Raw genomic sequence first — 14,716 nt, forward strand, 5'->3', positions numbered from 1 at the left:
GAGACCCCCGTCGGAGGGAGCGCGCGAGATCGTGTTCCCCGGACCGACGACCTGTAGCGCGCGCTCCGACCCGCCCGCAACTCCCTTCCGGGCGCGGGCCGGGGAGCGGAGGGTGGAGTCATGGCCCCCGCGAGAACGACCGGACCGACCGAGCTCCTCCTGGTGCGCCACGGAGAGAGCGTCGCCAATGTCGCCGCGAGCGCAGCCGAGGCGCAGGGGGCGGTCGAGATCGCGGTCGACCGCCGCGACGCCGACGTCGAGCTCTCGGACGCCGGGCAGGAGCAGGCGCACGCCCTCGGACGCTGGCTCGCCGGCGAGGCCGCGCCCGCCTCCGCGTGGAGCTCGCCCTTCGTCCGCGCGTCCTCGACGGCGAGGATCGCCCTGGCCGAGGCCGGAATCGACCTGCCGCTCGGAGTCGACGAGCGGCTCCGCGACCGAGACCTCGGCATCGCCGACCGGCTCACCTCCGCCGGGTTCCGCGAGCGCTTCCCCGAGGAGGCGCAGCGCCGCGAGTGGCACGGCAAGTTCTACTACCGGCCGCCGGGCGGCGAGTCCTGGACCGACCTCGCCCTGCGGATGCGGTCGTTCCTCGATCACCTCGATGCCGCCGCGCCCGCCGGCCCGGCCGTGCTGTTCTGCCACGACGCCGTGGTGCTCATCACCCGCTACGTCTGCGAGGGCCTGTCCGAGCGCGAGCTCCTCGACATCGGCGCCTCCACCCCGGTCGCCAACGCGTCGGTGACCCGGCTCGTGCGCGGCGACGACGGCTGGAGCGTCGAGCGCTTCTCGAGCACCGAGCACCTGGAGCAGACGGGCGCGCCCGTCACCCGGCACGACGACCGGGACGAGGGAGAGGGAGACCCGCATGACTGAGACCATCGACCGCGCCCTGCTGGAGCAGCGCTGGCCGCTGCCCGAGCCGTCCGGCTCCAAGCACGCCCGCGGCGACGTCGTGATCATCGGCGGTGCCCGCAAGACCCCCGGAGCCGCTCTGCTCGCGGGCATCGCGGCGCTGCGGGTCGGCGCCGGCCGCATCACGCTGTGCGTCGCCGAGTCCGTCGCCTCGGCGACCGCGGTCGCGCTGCCCGAGTGCGGGGTCGTCCCGCTGCAGGAGTCGCGCACCGGATCCATCACCGGCCGCGGGCTCGAGGCGCTCGAGGGCGAGCTGGCCTCGGCCGACGTGGCACTCGTGGGCCCGGGACTGGACGATCCGAAGGCGACCGCGTCGACCCTCCGGGCGCTCGCACCGCTGCTGCGGGACGTGCCCGCCGTGCACCTCGACGCGTTCCCGCTCGGCGTCCTGCCGGGCCAGAAGCGCGTCGCCCGCTCGCTCGCCGGACGTCTGCTGATCACTCCGAACACCGCGGAGGCCGAGCGGCTCCTGGGCGCCGAGATCGAGGACGTCGAGACCGCCGCCAGGGCGATCGCCCGCCGCTACGAGGCGGTCGTGAGCCTCTTCAACGTCGTCGCGGATCCGGACGGCGTGCTCGTGCGCGCCGAGGGCGAGCACCCGGGGCTGGCCACGGCCGGCAGCGGCGACGTGCTCGCCGGCGCGACCGCGGGCCTCCGGGCACGCGGCGTCGACGGAGCGGGCGCCGCTGCGTGGGGTGTGCACCTGCACACGGAGGCGGACCCCCGCCTCACCGAGCGCATCGGCCCCGCCGGCTACCTCGCGAGCGAGATCCCCGCCGAGTTCCCGGCACTGCTGCGCCGCTGACCGCACCGGACCGCGCCGGCCCCCTCTCTCCCCCCTTTGCTGGTCGAGTAGCCCCGCAGGGGCGTATCGAGACTTCCGACGCCCGGTGGGGCGGATCTCGATACGGTCGCTCCGCGACCTACTCGATCAGCAGGAACGGACCGCTGAATCGCGGAGGTGGACCGCCCGATCCGCAGGTGCCGCACCGGCACACTCCCACCCCCTCCCCTTTGCTGGTCGAGTAGCCCCGCAGGGGCGTATCGAGACCCACCGACTCCGGCCGGGGCGGATCTCGATACGGCCGCTGCGCGGCCTACTCGATCAGCAGGAAGGGACCGCCGGATCGCGGAAGGCGGACTGCCGATCAGCAGGAAGGGACCGCCGGATCGCGGAGGGCGACCGCCGGATCGCGGAGGGCGGACTGCCGGATCGCGGAGGGCGGACCGCCCGATCAGCAGAAGCGGGCCACTGGATCGCGGAGGGCGGACTGCCGACCAGCGGAAGGCCGTCCGACCCGATCAGCAGTCGCGGTCGACCCGATCAGCAGGAGGCGGGCGGATCTCCGCCTCAGCAGGAAGCGGCGAGCGCTAGAGCGCGACGTCGGCGACCGAGAACGCGACCCCGGGAGTGATGAGGATCGACGTCTGCCGCGGCTCCCCCTCGCCCTGGTTCACGACGAGCCAGCGCGAGGCCTCACCGTCGAGCGCGCGCTCGACATCGGCCTGCACCGCCTCGGCGGTCGTGTCCGACAGGCTGTACGGCGATCCGCCGTAGGTGATCTCGACGCGCTTCACAGGATGGGCTCCTCGCTCGGCCGAGTGGCTCCACGCGGCTCCTCGCTGATGCGCAGACCGTGTGCGGTGTGCGAATCGGCCAGGAGCTGGCGGATCCATTCGGGGTTGATCGAGGGCGCGCGGCCCCCGTGGTACTTGAACCGCAGCGGGATCGCGGGGTGCACCCAGATCGAGGTGCGTCCGTCGCCGACCGCCTGCGAGTCCTTCCACGAGAAGTAGAAGGACTCGTTGCGTGCGAGCTTGGATCCGATGACGATCTGCAGGTGCGCCAGCAGGCGGTCGTCGAAGTCGGCCTCCAGGGTGGAGTCGTAGATCAATCGGCCCATCAGGGCACTCTCCGTTCAGGCTGCGGTGCTCGGTGGGGGCCGGGTGACGCCGGGGCAGCGCTCCCGTTCCGGTACTCGCGGCAGGAGCCGATCCTACCGAGACGTCCTCGCGCGACCATGTCAGCGGACCTCGTCGTCGTACTCGGGCAGGTCGAGATCGGGGAGACGCACGATCTCGTCGTCGGCCTCGGCCACCGGGTGCGAGACGCCGAGTCGACCGGCCTCGCGGTCCATCCGCTCGACGAGCTCGTCGTCGACGAGCTCCTCGGCGTCGCTCTCCTCCGGCTCGCTGAGGAGCTGGCTGGCGGGGCCGATGAGCAGGTCGGCACTGCCGAGTCCGCCGTCCTCGAGCCGGACGGGGATCCGGACCGCCGCGGATCCCTTCCGCAGCGCGAGAGCCTCGGCGTAGTGCACCAGCGAGCGGGCGATGGCGCTGCCGGTCAGCACCGAGCTGCCCGCGTAGTGGATCCGTTCCATCCCTCTTTCCTACTCCTCTCCCCCGGCAGCGGTCACCGGTTGCGGGAGCGGCCCCGCGGTTGCTAGCGCAGGGCGGCGAGTCGGCGGTCCAGTCCGTCGCGGACCGCGGGCCACTCCTCGCGGAGGATCGAGTGCACCGCCGTGTCGCGCCACGAGCCGTCGGCCCTGCGCTGGTCGTGGCGCAGCACCCCCTCGAACGTCGCGCCCAGCCGCAGGATCGCCGCCCGCGATCGGGCGTTGGCCGCATCGGCCTGCAGCTTCACGCGCGAGTAGCCGCTGTCGAAGGCGAGCCCGAGCAGCAGGCGCTTCGTCTCGGGATTCACCGCGCCGCCCCACACCTCGGGCGCGTAGGCGGTCCAGCCCAGGTGCGCGGCCTCGCGCGTCTCGTCGAAGTCGGCGAGCGCCGTCGCTCCGACCACGCGCCCGTCGACCAGCACGGCGTACGGCAGTCCCGTCGCCCAGGGGTAGTAGCGGAGGAGGAACGCCCGGAACGCGACCGGGTCGGGGTCCAGCCCCGCGGCCCCTCCTCCGTAGCCGCCCGCGAAGACCTCGGGCCGCGCGATCGCGTCGCGCAGTCCGTCGAGGTGCTCGTCGGCGAGCGGCTCGAGGACCACGGTCCTCGCGACGAGGCGCACGGGGCCGGGCCGACGGGGGGAGGCGGGGGCGGAGTCGGTCACCCGGCCATTCTGGGGTCGCCGCCGCCGCCGCGGGTGGTCCAGACCGCGTGCCAGCATGGGGTCCATGGCCGACCCCGTGCTGTTCGAGACCTCCGCCGCCGCCTTCGTCCGCCTGCTCTCGCGGATCGGCGGCGACAAGTGGGCGCTCCCCGGACTCGGCGACTGGGACGTCCGCGGGCTCGCCGGGCACGCGTCGCGCGCGATCCTCACCGTCGAGACGTACCTCCGCGCCGAGGAGCCCGCCGAGGCGACGGTGCCCGACGCGCTCGCCTACTACGGAGCGCTCGCCGGGAACGTCGCCGATCCGGCGGCCGTCGCGCGACGAGGAGTGGAGGCGGGAGCGGCGCTGGGCGACCGGCCGGAGGAGACCGCCCGCGAGGCGCTGCAGCGCGCGACCGCTCTGCTCGCGGAGCAGCCGCCCGGTCGCCTCGTCGCGATCGGCCCGCACGCGATCGCCCTCGACGAGTACCTCCGCACCCGGGTGCTCGAGCTGGTCGTGCACACGATCGACCTGTCGCGCGCGACCGGGGTGCCGCACGAGCTGCCCGCTCCCGCCGTCGAGGCGAGCTGCGCGCTGACCGGGGGCCTCGCGGCGCGCGGCGGCCGGGCGGAGGAGTTCCTGATGGCGGTCAGCGGGCGCGAGCGGCTGGCGGCCGGGTTCTCGGTGGTGTGACTCCGGATCCGTCGCAGCGGGCACGACGGAGGGCCGCCGCTCCGGATCCCTCCGGGGCGACGGCCCTGCTGCAGACCCCGCGTGCCGCTCAGGCCACGGCGAGCGCCGCGACCGGCGAGACCGTCGTCGCCCGGCGCGCGGGCAGCACGGCCGAGACGACGGTGATGAGGACGCCGACCACCACGACGGCGGCGAGGATCGTCACGGGGATCGTCGGGGGCACCAGGCCGATGCCGGGCAGCGAGCCGAAGATCGCGATCGCCCCGCTCCATCCGTAGACCACGCCGAGGACCAGGCCCAGCAGGGCCGCGGCGATCACCATCTGCGCCGCTTCGACGACGACCATCCAGCGCACCTGGGAGCCGGTGAAGCCGACGGCCCGGAGCAGCCCCAGCTCGCGGCGACGCTGGAGCACGCTGAGCGAGAGCGTGTTGACCATGCCGACAGCGGCGAGGAGCACCGAGAAGCCGAGCAGGACGCTCATGATCGCGGTGCTGACCGAGACGAACTGGTCGAGCGCCTCGAAGACCTCGGGGCTCATGTCCTCGGACATCCGCATGATGGTGGCGAAGGTCGCCGCGGCGACCGCGAACATCGTGACGAGCGTCACTCCGATCACGAGGCCGATGACGGCCCGCGCGCTGCGGGCGGGGTTGCGGATCGCGTTGGCGGAGGCGAGGCGCGCGACCGGTCCGCCGCCGAACGCCCGACCGACCAGCGAGGTGAGCGGAGGCAGCAGCACCGGCGCCCCGAGGATGATGCCGGAGAACGAGACCATGCCGCCGACCAGGCCCAGGAGCACGCCGAACGGGCTCAGCAGCCCGACCACGACGCCTGCGCCCAGCAGGAGGAAGCCGAGCACGACGAAGGCGATCGCCAGGGCGTTGCGGCCGCGGCGGCCCCGGAGCTCGTCGTAGCGCGGCTCGGCGGAGGAGCCCGCCGCCTCGGACGGCGAGACCGAGAGCACCCGGCGCGATCCGGCCCAGGAGGCGATGACGGTCGACGCGATGACGGCGACGGCCGGCAGCAGCAGTCCCGGAGAGACGAGCGGGAGCTCGATGCGCGTGAACGTCCCCGTGGCGAACGCGAGCTCGGCGCCGGCCGCGACCAGCACGACCGCGGCGACGAGGCCGATCACCGCGCCGAGCAGGCCCTGCATCAGGCCGTTCCGCACGACCTCGGCGCGCAGTGAGCGGCCCGAGGCGCCCAGCAGGCGCAGGAGCGAGATCTCGCGGGTGCGGCCCGCGATCACCGTGGAGACGGCGTTCGAGGTGACGATGCCGCCCACGAACACCGCGATGCCGAAGAACACGACGCCGACGACCCCGAGCGTCGTCGCGGCCTGCTCGATGCCGTCCAGTCCAGCCGCCTGGAACGCGGCGACCATGTCGGCGACGACCATGACGAGCACTCCGCCGAATGCGGCGGACAGGGCGGCGACCGTGACGATCGCGCCTCCTCCCTGCTTCGAGCCCGTGCGCACGCCGCTCACGCCGCGGTCTCCATCTCGAGCATCGTGCGCGAGACCTCTTCCGCGGTCATGCCGCGGCGGTCGTCGACGACCGCCCCGTCGCGGAGGAAGACGATGCGGTCGGCGTAGGCGGCCGCGATCGGGTCGTGGGTGACCATCGCGATCGACTGGCCGTACTCGCGGGTGGAGGCGCGCAGCAGGGTGAGGACCTCGCGGCCGGTGCGGGAGTCGAGGTTGCCGGTGGGCTCGTCGGCGAAGATCAGCTGAGGTCGGGTGGCGAGCGCGCGGGCGATGGCGACGCGCTGCTGCTGGCCGCCCGACAGCTCGTAGGGCCGGTGCGTGAGGCGGTCGCGCAGCCCGAGCGACTCGATGAGGCTGGCGATCCACGCCTCCTCGTCGGCGGTGACGCGGCGGCCGTCGAGCTCGAACGGCAGGCGGATGTTGCCGCGCACGTCGAGCGTGGGGATGAGGTTGAACGCCTGGAAGACGAAGCCGACCTGGCGGCGGCGCAGCAGCGTGAGCTCGGCGTCGCCGAGGCCGCTGATCTCGGTCTCGCCGAGGAACACACGGCCGTCGGTGGCCGTGTCGAGGCCGGCGAGGACGTGCATCAGGGTGGACTTGCCGGATCCGCTCGGTCCCATGACGGCGGTGAACTCGCCGCGCTGGATCGAGAGGGTGACGCCGTCGAGGGCGACGACGGGGGGCGTGCTGCCGTACAGCTTGCGCACGTTCTCGACGCGCGCCACAACGGTGGAGGTCTGGTTCTGCATGTCCTCGACGCTACGGAGGCGGTGCTGTCGCGCTCGTCGCCCGCGGGTGGTCGAGAGGTCATCCTTCCGGGGGACAGGGGGTGGTCCTCAGCGGGTCCCGGTCAGCGGGCGTCCCGGTCAGGGCGGCGTCCCGGTCAGCGGGCGTCCGGTCAGCGGGGGCGCAGGCCTGCGCGCCGGAGGGCGAGCGCGGCGAGCGCCTGCGTCGCGGCGGGGTGGCCGGTGCGCCAGGCGGGGACCGCGTCGGGGTGGGCCGCGAGGATCTCGCGCGGGGCCGCCTCCGTCAGCGCGCGCAGCGCCAGCAGCTCGAAGCCCGCGGCCGTCGCACCCAGCGCCCGGAGTTCGGCGGTGCGGCGGGCGAACCGGAGTCGCGGACGCAGCCAGAGCACCGCCAGGAGCAGGAGCGGCAGGCCGCCGATCGCGAGGCCCGCCACGATCGCGAGGGCTCCCGCGAGCTGCTGCTGGTCGCGTCCCGCGGCGGCCAGCACGGAGCCGGCCCCGCTCGCCTCGTCGAAGGGCGCGCGCACGGCGTCGCCGAGCAGCGGGATGCCGCCGAGCGTGGATCCGGCGTCGCTCATCGTCGAGCCGAAGCCGCTGCCCGCGCTCTCGAGGCGGCGGCCGATCTCGGCCAGCCCGGCGATGAGGCTGCCGACGGCGATGCCGGCGGCGATAGCGACGGCCGCGACGGCGAGCGCCAGGGCGTCGGCCGTGATCTGCCGGGCGCGCACGGCGGGGAGGTCGGCGTAGATCTGCATCCGCCGATCATGCCCCGCCTGCTGCTGCGGATGCGCCCCCTTGCCGACCGGACGGGCGGAGATCCGCGCGTGCTGGACGTGGTCGGTCTCGATACGCGCCTGCGGCGCTACTCGACCAGCAGGGAGGGCCGCTCGAGGGGGCCTACCGACCCCGCGCGGCCCGCTTCGGGTCGGCTCGGCGCGCAGGGCGACGGCGAGTCGGCGCGAGAAGGGGTCCAGCAGAAGCACAAGGGCCGCCTCGCGGCGGCTCGCATCCTGGTGATCGAGTAGCCCCCGCAGTATCGAGATCCGCCCGTCCCGGACGTGGCGGGTCTCGATGCGCGCCTGCGGAGCTGCTCGACCAGCGGGTGAGGCGCGCAGCGGCGACGGCCGCGGGTCAGTCGAGGAGGTCGTGCAGGACGACGACCTGCTCGCGCTCCGGGCCGACCCCGATCGCCGAGAAGCGGGCGCCGCTCATCGCCTCGAGCGCGCGGACGTAGTCCTGCGCGGCCTGCGGGAGGTCGGCGAACGTGCGGCAGCCGGTGATGTCCTCCTGCCAGCCGGGGAACTCCTCGTAGATCGGCTTCGCGTGGTGGAAGTCGCTCTGCGAGACCGGGACCTCGTCGTGGCGCACGCCGTCGACGTCGTACGCGACGCAGACGGGGATCGTCTCGAGGCCCGAGAGCACGTCGAGCTTGGTGAGGACGAAGTCGGTGACGCCGTTGATCCGCGCGGAGTAGCGGGCGATGGGGGCGTCGTACCAGCCGCAGCGGCGCGGGCGGCCGGTCGTGGTGCCGAACTCGAAGCCCTGCTTGCGGAGGTACTCGCCCCACTCGTCGAAGAGCTCGGTCGGGAACGGGCCCGCGCCGACGCGGGTCGTGTACGCCTTGATGACGGCGATGACGCGCTCGATGCGGTTGGGGGCGACTCCGGAGCCGGTGGCCGCTCCTCCGGAGGTCGCGTTCGAGGACGTGACGAACGGGTAGGTGCCGTGGTCGACGTCGAGCATGGTGGCCTGCCCGGCCTCGAACAGCACGGTCTTGCCGGCGTCGAGCGCCTGGGCGAGCACGAGCGAGGTGTCGGCGACCATGGGGCGCAGACGCTCGGTGTACTGCAGCAGGTCCTCCATGACCTGCTCGACCAGGATCGCGCGGCGGTTGTAGACCTTCACCAGCAGGTGGTTCTTCTGGTCGAGGGCGCCCTCGACCTTCTGGCGCAGGATGTTCTCGTCGAAGAGGTCCTGGATGCGGATGCCGACGCGGTTGATCTTGTCGGCGTACGCGGGGCCGATGCCGCGGCCCGTGGTGCCGATCTGGCGCTTGCCGAGGAACCGCTCCGTCACCTTGTCGAGGGTGCGGTGGTAGCTCGTGATGACGTGCGCGTTGGCGCTGACGAGCAGCTTCGAGACGTCGACGCCGCGGGCGCTCAGCGCCTCGAGCTCGTGGAAGAGCACCTCGATGTCGACGACGACGCCGTTGGCGATGACGGGGACCACGCCCGGCGTCAGGATGCCCGAGGGGAGCAGGTGCAGCGCGTACTTCTCGTCGCCGACGACGACCGTGTGGCCCGCGTTGTTGCCGCCGTTGAACTTGACGACGTAGTCGACGCGGCTTCCGAGGAGGTCGGTGGCGCGTCCCTTGCCCTCGTCGCCCCACTGGGCGCCGGTGATGACGATTGCTGGCATGGCGTGTCCTTCTCGACGGGGAGGTGGGCGCCCGGCCCGTTTCGGGTTCCACCGGGCCTCGGCGGGCCGGCCCGGCATCGAGATGCCGCTTCTGCGCGACCAGCCGCTCGATTCTAGCGGAGCGGCTCCGGGACCGCTCCGGGGACGCGGGCCGACCGCGGGCACCGCATTGCCGAGCAATGCTCTCGAAGCCGTAATGACGCGTTCACACATCCGGCCTAGGTTCGAAGACGTTCACTCTCCACCCATCACGCGAACAGGACACCGATGCGCCGATACCGCGCTGCCAGCCTCCTCGTCGTCGCCGCCCTCGGAGCGGCCACCGTCGCCCCCTCGGCGACCGCGGCCACCACCGACGACGGCCTCGAGCTCACGCTCGTGTCGACGACCGACACCCACGGCCACGTCTACAACTGGGACTACTTCGCGAACGCGCCGTACGAGGGCGAGGACACCCTCGGACTCACGCGCGTCGCGACCGAGGTCGACCGCCTCCGCGCCGAGAAGGGCGACGAGTCGGTCCTCGTCTTCGACAACGGCGACGCGATCCAGGGCACTCCCCTCACGTACTACTACGGGCTCGGCGACGGAGCCGCGGGCGTCCTCGCGGACGAGACGACGCATCCGATGGCCGCCGCCTTCAACACCATCGGCTACGACGCCCAGGTCGTCGGCAACCACGAGTACAACTACGGGCTCGACATGCTCGGCGCGTACGAGGGCGACCTGAACGCTCCGCTGCTCGGCGCGAACGTCGTCGAGGTCGCCACCGGCGAGCCGTACCACGAGCCGTTCACCGTGATCGAGCGCGAGATCGACGGCGAGACCGTGAAGGTCGGCGTCCTCGGCCTCGTCACCCCGGGCGTCCGCGTCTGGGACAAGCAGTACGTCGACGGCGTGCTCGAGTTCCGCGACATGGTCGAGACCGCGAAGGAGTGGGTCCCGAAGGTGCAGGCCGAGGCCGACGTGGTCGTCGTGCTCGCGCACACCGGTCAGGGCACGGTCGCCGACGCCGACTACGACCCGGCCGACCTCAACGAGGACGTCGTGAACAACATCGCGACCCAGGTCCCCGGCATCGACGTGCTCGTCGCCGGCCACAGCCACCAGGACGTGCCGCAGACGCTCTTCACGAACGTCGCCGGCGAGCAGGTGCTCGTCACGCAGCCCTACTACTGGGCGCAGGGCCTGACCGAGGTCACGCTGAACCTGGTGCCCGATGCCGCCGGCGATCTGCAGGTCGACTGGTCGGAGGGCGAGGCGCCCGTCGCCGAGGCCGTCTACGCGCGCGACATCCCGGAGGAGTCGAGCGCCGTCCTCGACGCGGTCGCCGAGCAGCACGCGACGACCATCGACTACGTGAACACCCCCGTCGCGGAGTCGCTCGAGGAGCTCTCGGCCGAGACCTCGCGCTACGAGGACACCCCGATCATCGACTTCATCAACAACGTCCAGGCCGAGACCGTCGACACGGCGCTCGAGGGCACGGAGTGGGCGGACGTCCCGGTGATCTCGCAGGCCTCGCCGTTCTCGCGCACCGCGGTCTTCCCCGAGGGGCAGGTCACCATCCGCGACATCGCGGGTCTCTACATCTACGAGAACACCCTGCGCGGAGTCGAGATGACCGGAGCCGAGGTGCGCGAGTACCTCGAGTTCTCGGCCCGGTACTTCAACCAGGTCTCCCCCGGCGCCCCGTTCGACCCGGCCACCGGCACGAACGCGGTCACCGAGGACCGGCCCACGGGCATCCCGGACTACAACTACGACGCGCTCTCGGGCGTGGACTACGTGATCGACATCTCGCAGCCGGCCGGCTCGCGGATCCGCGACCTCGCGCACCCCGACGGCACTCCGGTCGCCGATGAGGACGTCTTCGTGATGGCGGTCAACAACTACCGCCAGAGCGGCGGAGGCGCCTACCCGGCCGTCGCCGCGGCTCCGCTGGTCTACGACGAGCGCCTCGAGATCCGCCAGCTGCTCATCGACTGGGCGACCGCGCGCGGAGTGATCGACCAGGCCGACTTCTTCGACGCGAACTGGTCGCTGACGTCTGTCGCGGCTCCGGTCGTCCCCGCTCCGACCGAGCCGGGCACGGGCACTCCCGCGCCGACCGAGCAGCCGACCGCCGCTCCGTCGCCGCAGCCCACCGCGACGGCGGTCCCGGTGGCGGGAGGGGGCCGCAGCGGCTCGCTCGCGAACACCGGTTCCGACGCGTCCGGGTTCCTCGGCGGGGCACTCCTGCTGCTGCTCTCGGGAGCGGCGCTGACGGTCCTGCGCCGTCGTCGCACCGCATAGCGGCACCTCCGGCTCGCAGACACGCGTTCGGCTCGCGGGATCGTCCTGATTCCGCGAGCCGAACGTCGTGTGACGAGCCGAACGCGTCTGCGCGCGCGGGCGGATCGACCTCCGGCCCGCGAGAACCCGTCCGGCTCGCGCGATCCTGCTGTTCTCGCGAGCCCAGCGTGTTCCAGCGAGCCGAACGCGAGGCGTCGGACCGGGCCGCCTCAGCGGCGGGCGACGATGCGCTCGGTGCCCGTCCACGTCGGCAGGGGGCCGTGGCCGTCCCGCAGGACGGCGACGACGGCCGCGGCGACCGCCCAGACGATGACGGCGGTGACGACGACGAGGAAGACCATCTCGAACTCCTTGCTCTGCAACGGGCGTGCTCTGCGCCCTGGATCAACGGTCCGCCCGAGCCCACCCCGCGCGCATCGGGCGATCGCCCTATCCCCGTCTCGGCCCGGAACGGCGCGGATCCGCGCGACCGCTCCGCCGGTTCCACCCACCCGCGAGCCGCGGGCCGCCGTCATGACTCAGACCGAGCGCGCCGAGCCCCGCCCGGGATAGGGCGACCGCCCGATGCCCTCGGCACCGGTCCTGGAGGAGCGTCGTGGCATCGACGACGAGAGGACCGAGATGATGCTGAGCGAGTACTCCTTCCCCGCGCTGCTCGAGGAGCGCGAGCGCCGCCTCGAGCGCGACCTCGAGCACGAGCGGGTCCGCCGCGAGCGCCTCGGGGCGCGTCCCGCACGGCCGGGGCTCCTGGTGATCCTGCGCCGTGCGGTCGCGCAGCGGGCCGATCACGCCGGCGCCTGAGGTGCCGCGCGCCGGGTTCCGGTCGAGGACCCGCGGGAAACCGACATCGCCCGCCCTCGGACCCCTCCGGTGTCGGCGTCCGCTGGCACCATGACTCCCATGCCCCTTCCGCCCTCCCCGTCCGTCCTCGTCGGACGGGACGACGACCTCGCCGCCCTCCGGCGCACCTACGAGCGGATGCTCGTCGAGGGGGCGAGGACCGTGGTCGTCGGCGGCGAGGCCGGCATCGGCAAGAGCCGGCTCGTGGCGGAGTTCACCGAGCGGTTGCCGGCCGAGGCGCTCGTGCTGAGGGGCCAGTGCGTCGACCTCGACCGCGACGCCCCTCCCTACGCCCCGATCACCGCGCCGCTGCGCGAGCTGGCGCGCGTGGTCGGCTCCGACGAGCTCGCGGCGATGGCCGGTCCGTCGGCCGAGGGGCTGCGCATCCTGCTGCCCGAGCTGCCCGCGAGCGGCGAGCCCGCGGCGGCCGCTCCCCCGGTGCTCGAGGCGGTCACCGTGGCGCTCGAGACCGCGTCGCGGCTGCGTCCGATCGTGCTGGTCGTGGAGGACCTGCACTGGGTCGACCCCGCCACGATCGGGGTCCTGCGCTTCCTGGTGCGCGTCGCGAGCGCCGGGCGGATCCTCGTGGTGCTCACGTTCCGGAGCGACCAGCTGCGCCGCGGCGATCCGATGCGCGCCTGGCTCCCCGAGCTCGAGCGGAGCGACCGGGTGCAGCGGCGCGAGCTGGCGCGGCTCGACCGGCGCGGCGTCGAGGCCATGGTCGCCTCCCTCCGCGGCACGGCCGTCGCTCCGCGCGATCTCGCCCTCGTCGTCGAGCGGACGGAGGGGGTGCCGTTCTTCGTCGAGGAGTTCGCCCGCGCCGAGGCGGCGAACGTGCCCGAGTGCTACCCCGAGTCGCTCCGCGACGTCCTCCTCGCCCGGTACGACGGGCTCAGCGAGCCGACGCAGAGGATCCTGCGCACGCTCTCGGCCGGCGGCACGTGCGTCGAGCACGACCTGATCGCCGTGGTGGACGGCGACGCCGACGCCGTCGAGACGGCGGCGCGCGAGGCGATCGCGGGCGGCGTGCTCGTCGTCGACGGCAGCAGCTACAGCTTCCGGCACGCGCTCGTACGCGACGCGATCCACGACGAGCTGCTGCCCGGCGAGCGCGTGCGCGCGCACACCTGCTACGCCGAGGCGCTCGAGAGCAGGGGGCCGGCCGCCGCCTCCGAGATCTCGTACCACTGGATGGCGGCGCACGACTCCGAGCGCGCCTTCGCCGCCTCGCTCGACGCCATGGCGCACGCCCGAGCCTCCTTCGCCCACGCCCTGGCCGCGCGGATGGGCGAGCGCGCCCTCGAGCTGTGGGAGCAGGTGCCCGCCGGGTCGCACGGACGCGATCGCGCCGACCTCCTCGGCTCCACCGCCCACCACTTCCGCGATGCGGGCGAGAGCGAGCGCGCGGTCGCGCTGGTCGACGAGGCGCTCGCGATCCAGGGCCTGGGCGCCCCGTGCCGAGCGACCCTCCTGCGCGACAAGGCGTCCTACCTCGCCAACCTCGGTCAGGTCGGCTCCGTCGCCCTGCTGCGGGAGGCGCTCGCCCTGCTCGAGGGCGGGCAGCCGAGCGTGCTGCGTGCTCGGATCCTGGGCGAGCTCGCCGCCCGGCTGATGCTCGAGGCCGATCTCGTCGAGGCGGTCTCGGTCGCCGACGCGGCGTCCGCCGAGGCCGAGGCTGTCGGCTCGCAGGGGCGCAGGAGCGTCGCGGCGAACATCCGCGGCATGGCTCTCGTGGAGCTCGGCCGGATCGACGACGGGCTGGAGCAGCTCGAGCTGGCCGGCGCGCTCGCGGGCGAGGACGACTCCGCCCGCCTGCGGTACTGGCTCAACCTGTCCGACGCCCTCTCGCTCCTCGGCCGGTTCCGCGAGGCGGTGGCCGCGGGCGAGCAGGGTGCCGAGCACGCCCGGCGGCACGGGGTGGCGCGCACCCTCGGCGCGATGCTGATGGCCAACACGGCCGACGCCCTCGCCTCGACCGGCGAGTGGCGCCGCGCCGAGGAGCTGCTCGACCGCGCGCTCGAGCTCGACGCCCCGCTGGGCTTCGCGGCGCACCTCCAGCGCCGCAAGATCTGGATCGTGCTGTGGCGCGGTGATCCCGCTCAGGCGGCGGCCCTGCTCGCCCGGTGGCGGCAGCCGCTCAGCCGTCAGCTGCGCACCGAGCGGCTCTCGCTCGTCGGCCTGGCCAAGGTCGCCGGAGCGATCGCGCTCGAGAACGGCGACGTCGCGGCCGCGTGGGCCGAGGTCCGCGACGTCGCCGTTCTCGAGCGCGATCGCTCCGGCGA

Annotated in this window: 16 protein-coding genes; 7 read left to right on the forward strand and 9 right to left on the reverse strand. The window is 73.6% G+C overall.

Annotation, left to right across the window (positions count from 1 at the left end; genetic code table 11):
* Nucleotides 1-120 precede the first annotated feature (120 nt).
* Complete coding sequence (locus tag NB037_RS10740) at nt 121-873, forward strand: histidine phosphatase family protein (RefSeq protein ID WP_251945645.1); 753 nt, start codon at nt 121-123, stop codon at nt 871-873.
* On the forward strand, nt 866-1,717 hold the full coding sequence (locus NB037_RS10745) for an ADP-dependent NAD(P)H-hydrate dehydratase (RefSeq protein WP_251945646.1): 852 nt from the start codon (nt 866-868) through the stop codon (nt 1,715-1,717). The genes NB037_RS10740 and NB037_RS10745 overlap by 8 nt, the downstream gene beginning before the upstream one ends.
* Nucleotides 1,718-2,283: 566 nt before the next feature.
* Here the strand turns inward: NB037_RS10745 and NB037_RS10750 are convergent.
* The 4 genes from NB037_RS10750 to NB037_RS10765 all read right to left on the reverse strand — a co-directional run bounded on the left by NB037_RS10750 (nt 2,284) and on the right by NB037_RS10765 (nt 3,970).
* Nucleotides 2,284-2,490, reverse strand: a complete 207-nt coding sequence (locus NB037_RS10750; protein ID WP_207403390.1) for a hypothetical protein — start codon at nt 2,488-2,490, stop codon at nt 2,284-2,286.
* Nucleotides 2,487-2,816 (reverse strand): DUF7882 family protein, encoded by a 330-nt coding sequence (locus tag NB037_RS10755; protein WP_251945647.1) that lies wholly within the window; start codon nt 2,814-2,816, stop codon nt 2,487-2,489. The genes NB037_RS10750 and NB037_RS10755 overlap by 4 nt, the downstream gene beginning before the upstream one ends.
* A gap of 120 nt (nt 2,817-2,936) precedes the next feature.
* Nucleotides 2,937-3,293, reverse strand: coding sequence for a hypothetical protein (locus NB037_RS10760; protein ID WP_251945648.1), 357 nt, complete (start codon nt 3,291-3,293; stop codon nt 2,937-2,939).
* Nucleotides 3,294-3,355: 62 nt separating this feature from the next.
* Nucleotides 3,356-3,970, reverse strand: coding sequence for a GNAT family N-acetyltransferase (locus NB037_RS10765; RefSeq protein WP_308202072.1), 615 nt, complete (start codon nt 3,968-3,970; stop codon nt 3,356-3,358).
* Nucleotides 3,971-4,034: 64 nt separating this feature from the next.
* Between NB037_RS10765 and NB037_RS10770 the strand changes: the two genes are divergently transcribed.
* On the forward strand, nt 4,035-4,643 hold the full coding sequence (locus NB037_RS10770; RefSeq protein ID WP_251945649.1) for a maleylpyruvate isomerase family mycothiol-dependent enzyme: 609 nt from the start codon (nt 4,035-4,037) through the stop codon (nt 4,641-4,643).
* 88 nt (nt 4,644-4,731) lie between these two features.
* Here the strand turns inward: NB037_RS10770 and NB037_RS10775 are convergent, their stop codons facing one another.
* The 3 genes from NB037_RS10775 to NB037_RS10785 form a co-directional block, all read right to left on the reverse strand.
* Entirely contained in the window at nt 4,732-6,135 is a 1,404-nt protein-coding gene (locus NB037_RS10775; protein WP_251945650.1) for an ABC transporter permease, read from the reverse strand.
* Nucleotides 6,132-6,884, reverse strand: a complete 753-nt coding sequence (locus tag NB037_RS10780) for an ABC transporter ATP-binding protein (protein WP_251945651.1) — start codon at nt 6,882-6,884, stop codon at nt 6,132-6,134. The genes NB037_RS10775 and NB037_RS10780 overlap by 4 nt, the downstream gene beginning before the upstream one ends.
* Nucleotides 6,885-7,033: 149 nt before the next feature.
* On the reverse strand, nt 7,034-7,636 hold the full coding sequence (locus NB037_RS10785) for a hypothetical protein (RefSeq protein WP_251945652.1): 603 nt from the start codon (nt 7,634-7,636) through the stop codon (nt 7,034-7,036).
* A gap of 9 nt (nt 7,637-7,645) precedes the next feature.
* On the opposite strand from NB037_RS10785, the gene NB037_RS10790 reads away from it, so the two are divergent.
* Entirely contained in the window at nt 7,646-7,906 is a 261-nt protein-coding gene (locus NB037_RS10790; protein WP_251945653.1) for a hypothetical protein, read from the forward strand.
* Between the two features lie 106 nt (nt 7,907-8,012).
* Here the strand turns inward: NB037_RS10790 and NB037_RS10795 are convergent, their stop codons facing one another.
* The gene (locus NB037_RS10795; protein WP_055794202.1) at nt 8,013-9,299 is read right to left on the reverse strand and encodes an adenylosuccinate synthase; all 1,287 of its coding nucleotides are present in this window, start codon (nt 9,297-9,299) and stop codon (nt 8,013-8,015) included.
* A 267-nt stretch (nt 9,300-9,566) separates the two neighbouring features.
* Here NB037_RS10795 and NB037_RS10800 point away from each other — a divergent pair, with 267 nt between their 5' ends.
* Nucleotides 9,567-11,594, forward strand: coding sequence for a bifunctional metallophosphatase/5'-nucleotidase (locus NB037_RS10800; RefSeq protein ID WP_251945654.1), 2,028 nt, complete (start codon nt 9,567-9,569; stop codon nt 11,592-11,594).
* Between the two features lie 209 nt (nt 11,595-11,803).
* Here the strand turns inward: NB037_RS10800 and NB037_RS19595 are convergent, their stop codons facing one another.
* On the reverse strand, nt 11,804-11,935 hold the full coding sequence (locus tag NB037_RS19595; protein ID WP_279308801.1) for a hypothetical protein: 132 nt from the start codon (nt 11,933-11,935) through the stop codon (nt 11,804-11,806).
* A gap of 223 nt (nt 11,936-12,158) precedes the next feature.
* On the opposite strand from NB037_RS19595, the gene NB037_RS10805 reads away from it, so the two are divergent.
* On the forward strand, nt 12,159-12,395 hold the full coding sequence (locus tag NB037_RS10805; protein WP_251945655.1) for a hypothetical protein: 237 nt from the start codon (nt 12,159-12,161) through the stop codon (nt 12,393-12,395).
* Between the two features lie 99 nt (nt 12,396-12,494).
* A partial coding sequence (locus tag NB037_RS10810) for an ATP-binding protein (RefSeq protein WP_251945656.1) occupies nt 12,495-14,716 on the forward strand: 2,222 nt, incomplete at its 3' end.

Source organism: Rathayibacter rubneri (genome assembly GCF_023743255.1).
GTDB classification, from domain to species: Bacteria; Actinomycetota; Actinomycetes; order Actinomycetales; family Microbacteriaceae; genus Rathayibacter; species Rathayibacter rubneri.

Bases quoted from the DNA above. Each gene is read 5' to 3' on its own strand.
- NB037_RS10800 (WP_251945654.1), top strand. From the start codon at position 9,567: ATGCGCCGATACCGCGCTGCCAGCCTCCTCGTCGTCGCCGCCCTCGGA.
- NB037_RS10795 (WP_055794202.1), bottom strand. From the start codon at position 9,299: ATGCCAGCAATCGTCATCACCGGCGCCCAGTGGGGCGACGAGGGCAAG.
- NB037_RS10740 (WP_251945645.1), top strand. From the start codon at position 121: ATGGCCCCCGCGAGAACGACCGGACCGACCGAGCTCCTCCTGGTGCGC.
- NB037_RS10785 (WP_251945652.1), bottom strand. From the start codon at position 7,636: ATGCAGATCTACGCCGACCTCCCCGCCGTGCGCGCCCGGCAGATCACG.
- NB037_RS10770 (WP_251945649.1), top strand. From the start codon at position 4,035: ATGGCCGACCCCGTGCTGTTCGAGACCTCCGCCGCCGCCTTCGTCCGC.
- NB037_RS10790 (WP_251945653.1), top strand. From the start codon at position 7,646: ATGCCCCGCCTGCTGCTGCGGATGCGCCCCCTTGCCGACCGGACGGGC.
- NB037_RS19595 (WP_279308801.1), bottom strand. From the start codon at position 11,935: ATGGTCTTCCTCGTCGTCGTCACCGCCGTCATCGTCTGGGCGGTCGCC.
- NB037_RS10745 (WP_251945646.1), top strand. From the start codon at position 866: ATGACTGAGACCATCGACCGCGCCCTGCTGGAGCAGCGCTGGCCGCTG.
- NB037_RS10760 (WP_251945648.1), bottom strand. From the start codon at position 3,293: ATGGAACGGATCCACTACGCGGGCAGCTCGGTGCTGACCGGCAGCGCC.
- NB037_RS10755 (WP_251945647.1), bottom strand. From the start codon at position 2,816: ATGGGCCGATTGATCTACGACTCCACCCTGGAGGCCGACTTCGACGAC.
- NB037_RS10780 (WP_251945651.1), bottom strand. From the start codon at position 6,884: ATGCAGAACCAGACCTCCACCGTTGTGGCGCGCGTCGAGAACGTGCGC.
- NB037_RS10805 (WP_251945655.1), top strand. From the start codon at position 12,159: ATGCCCTCGGCACCGGTCCTGGAGGAGCGTCGTGGCATCGACGACGAG.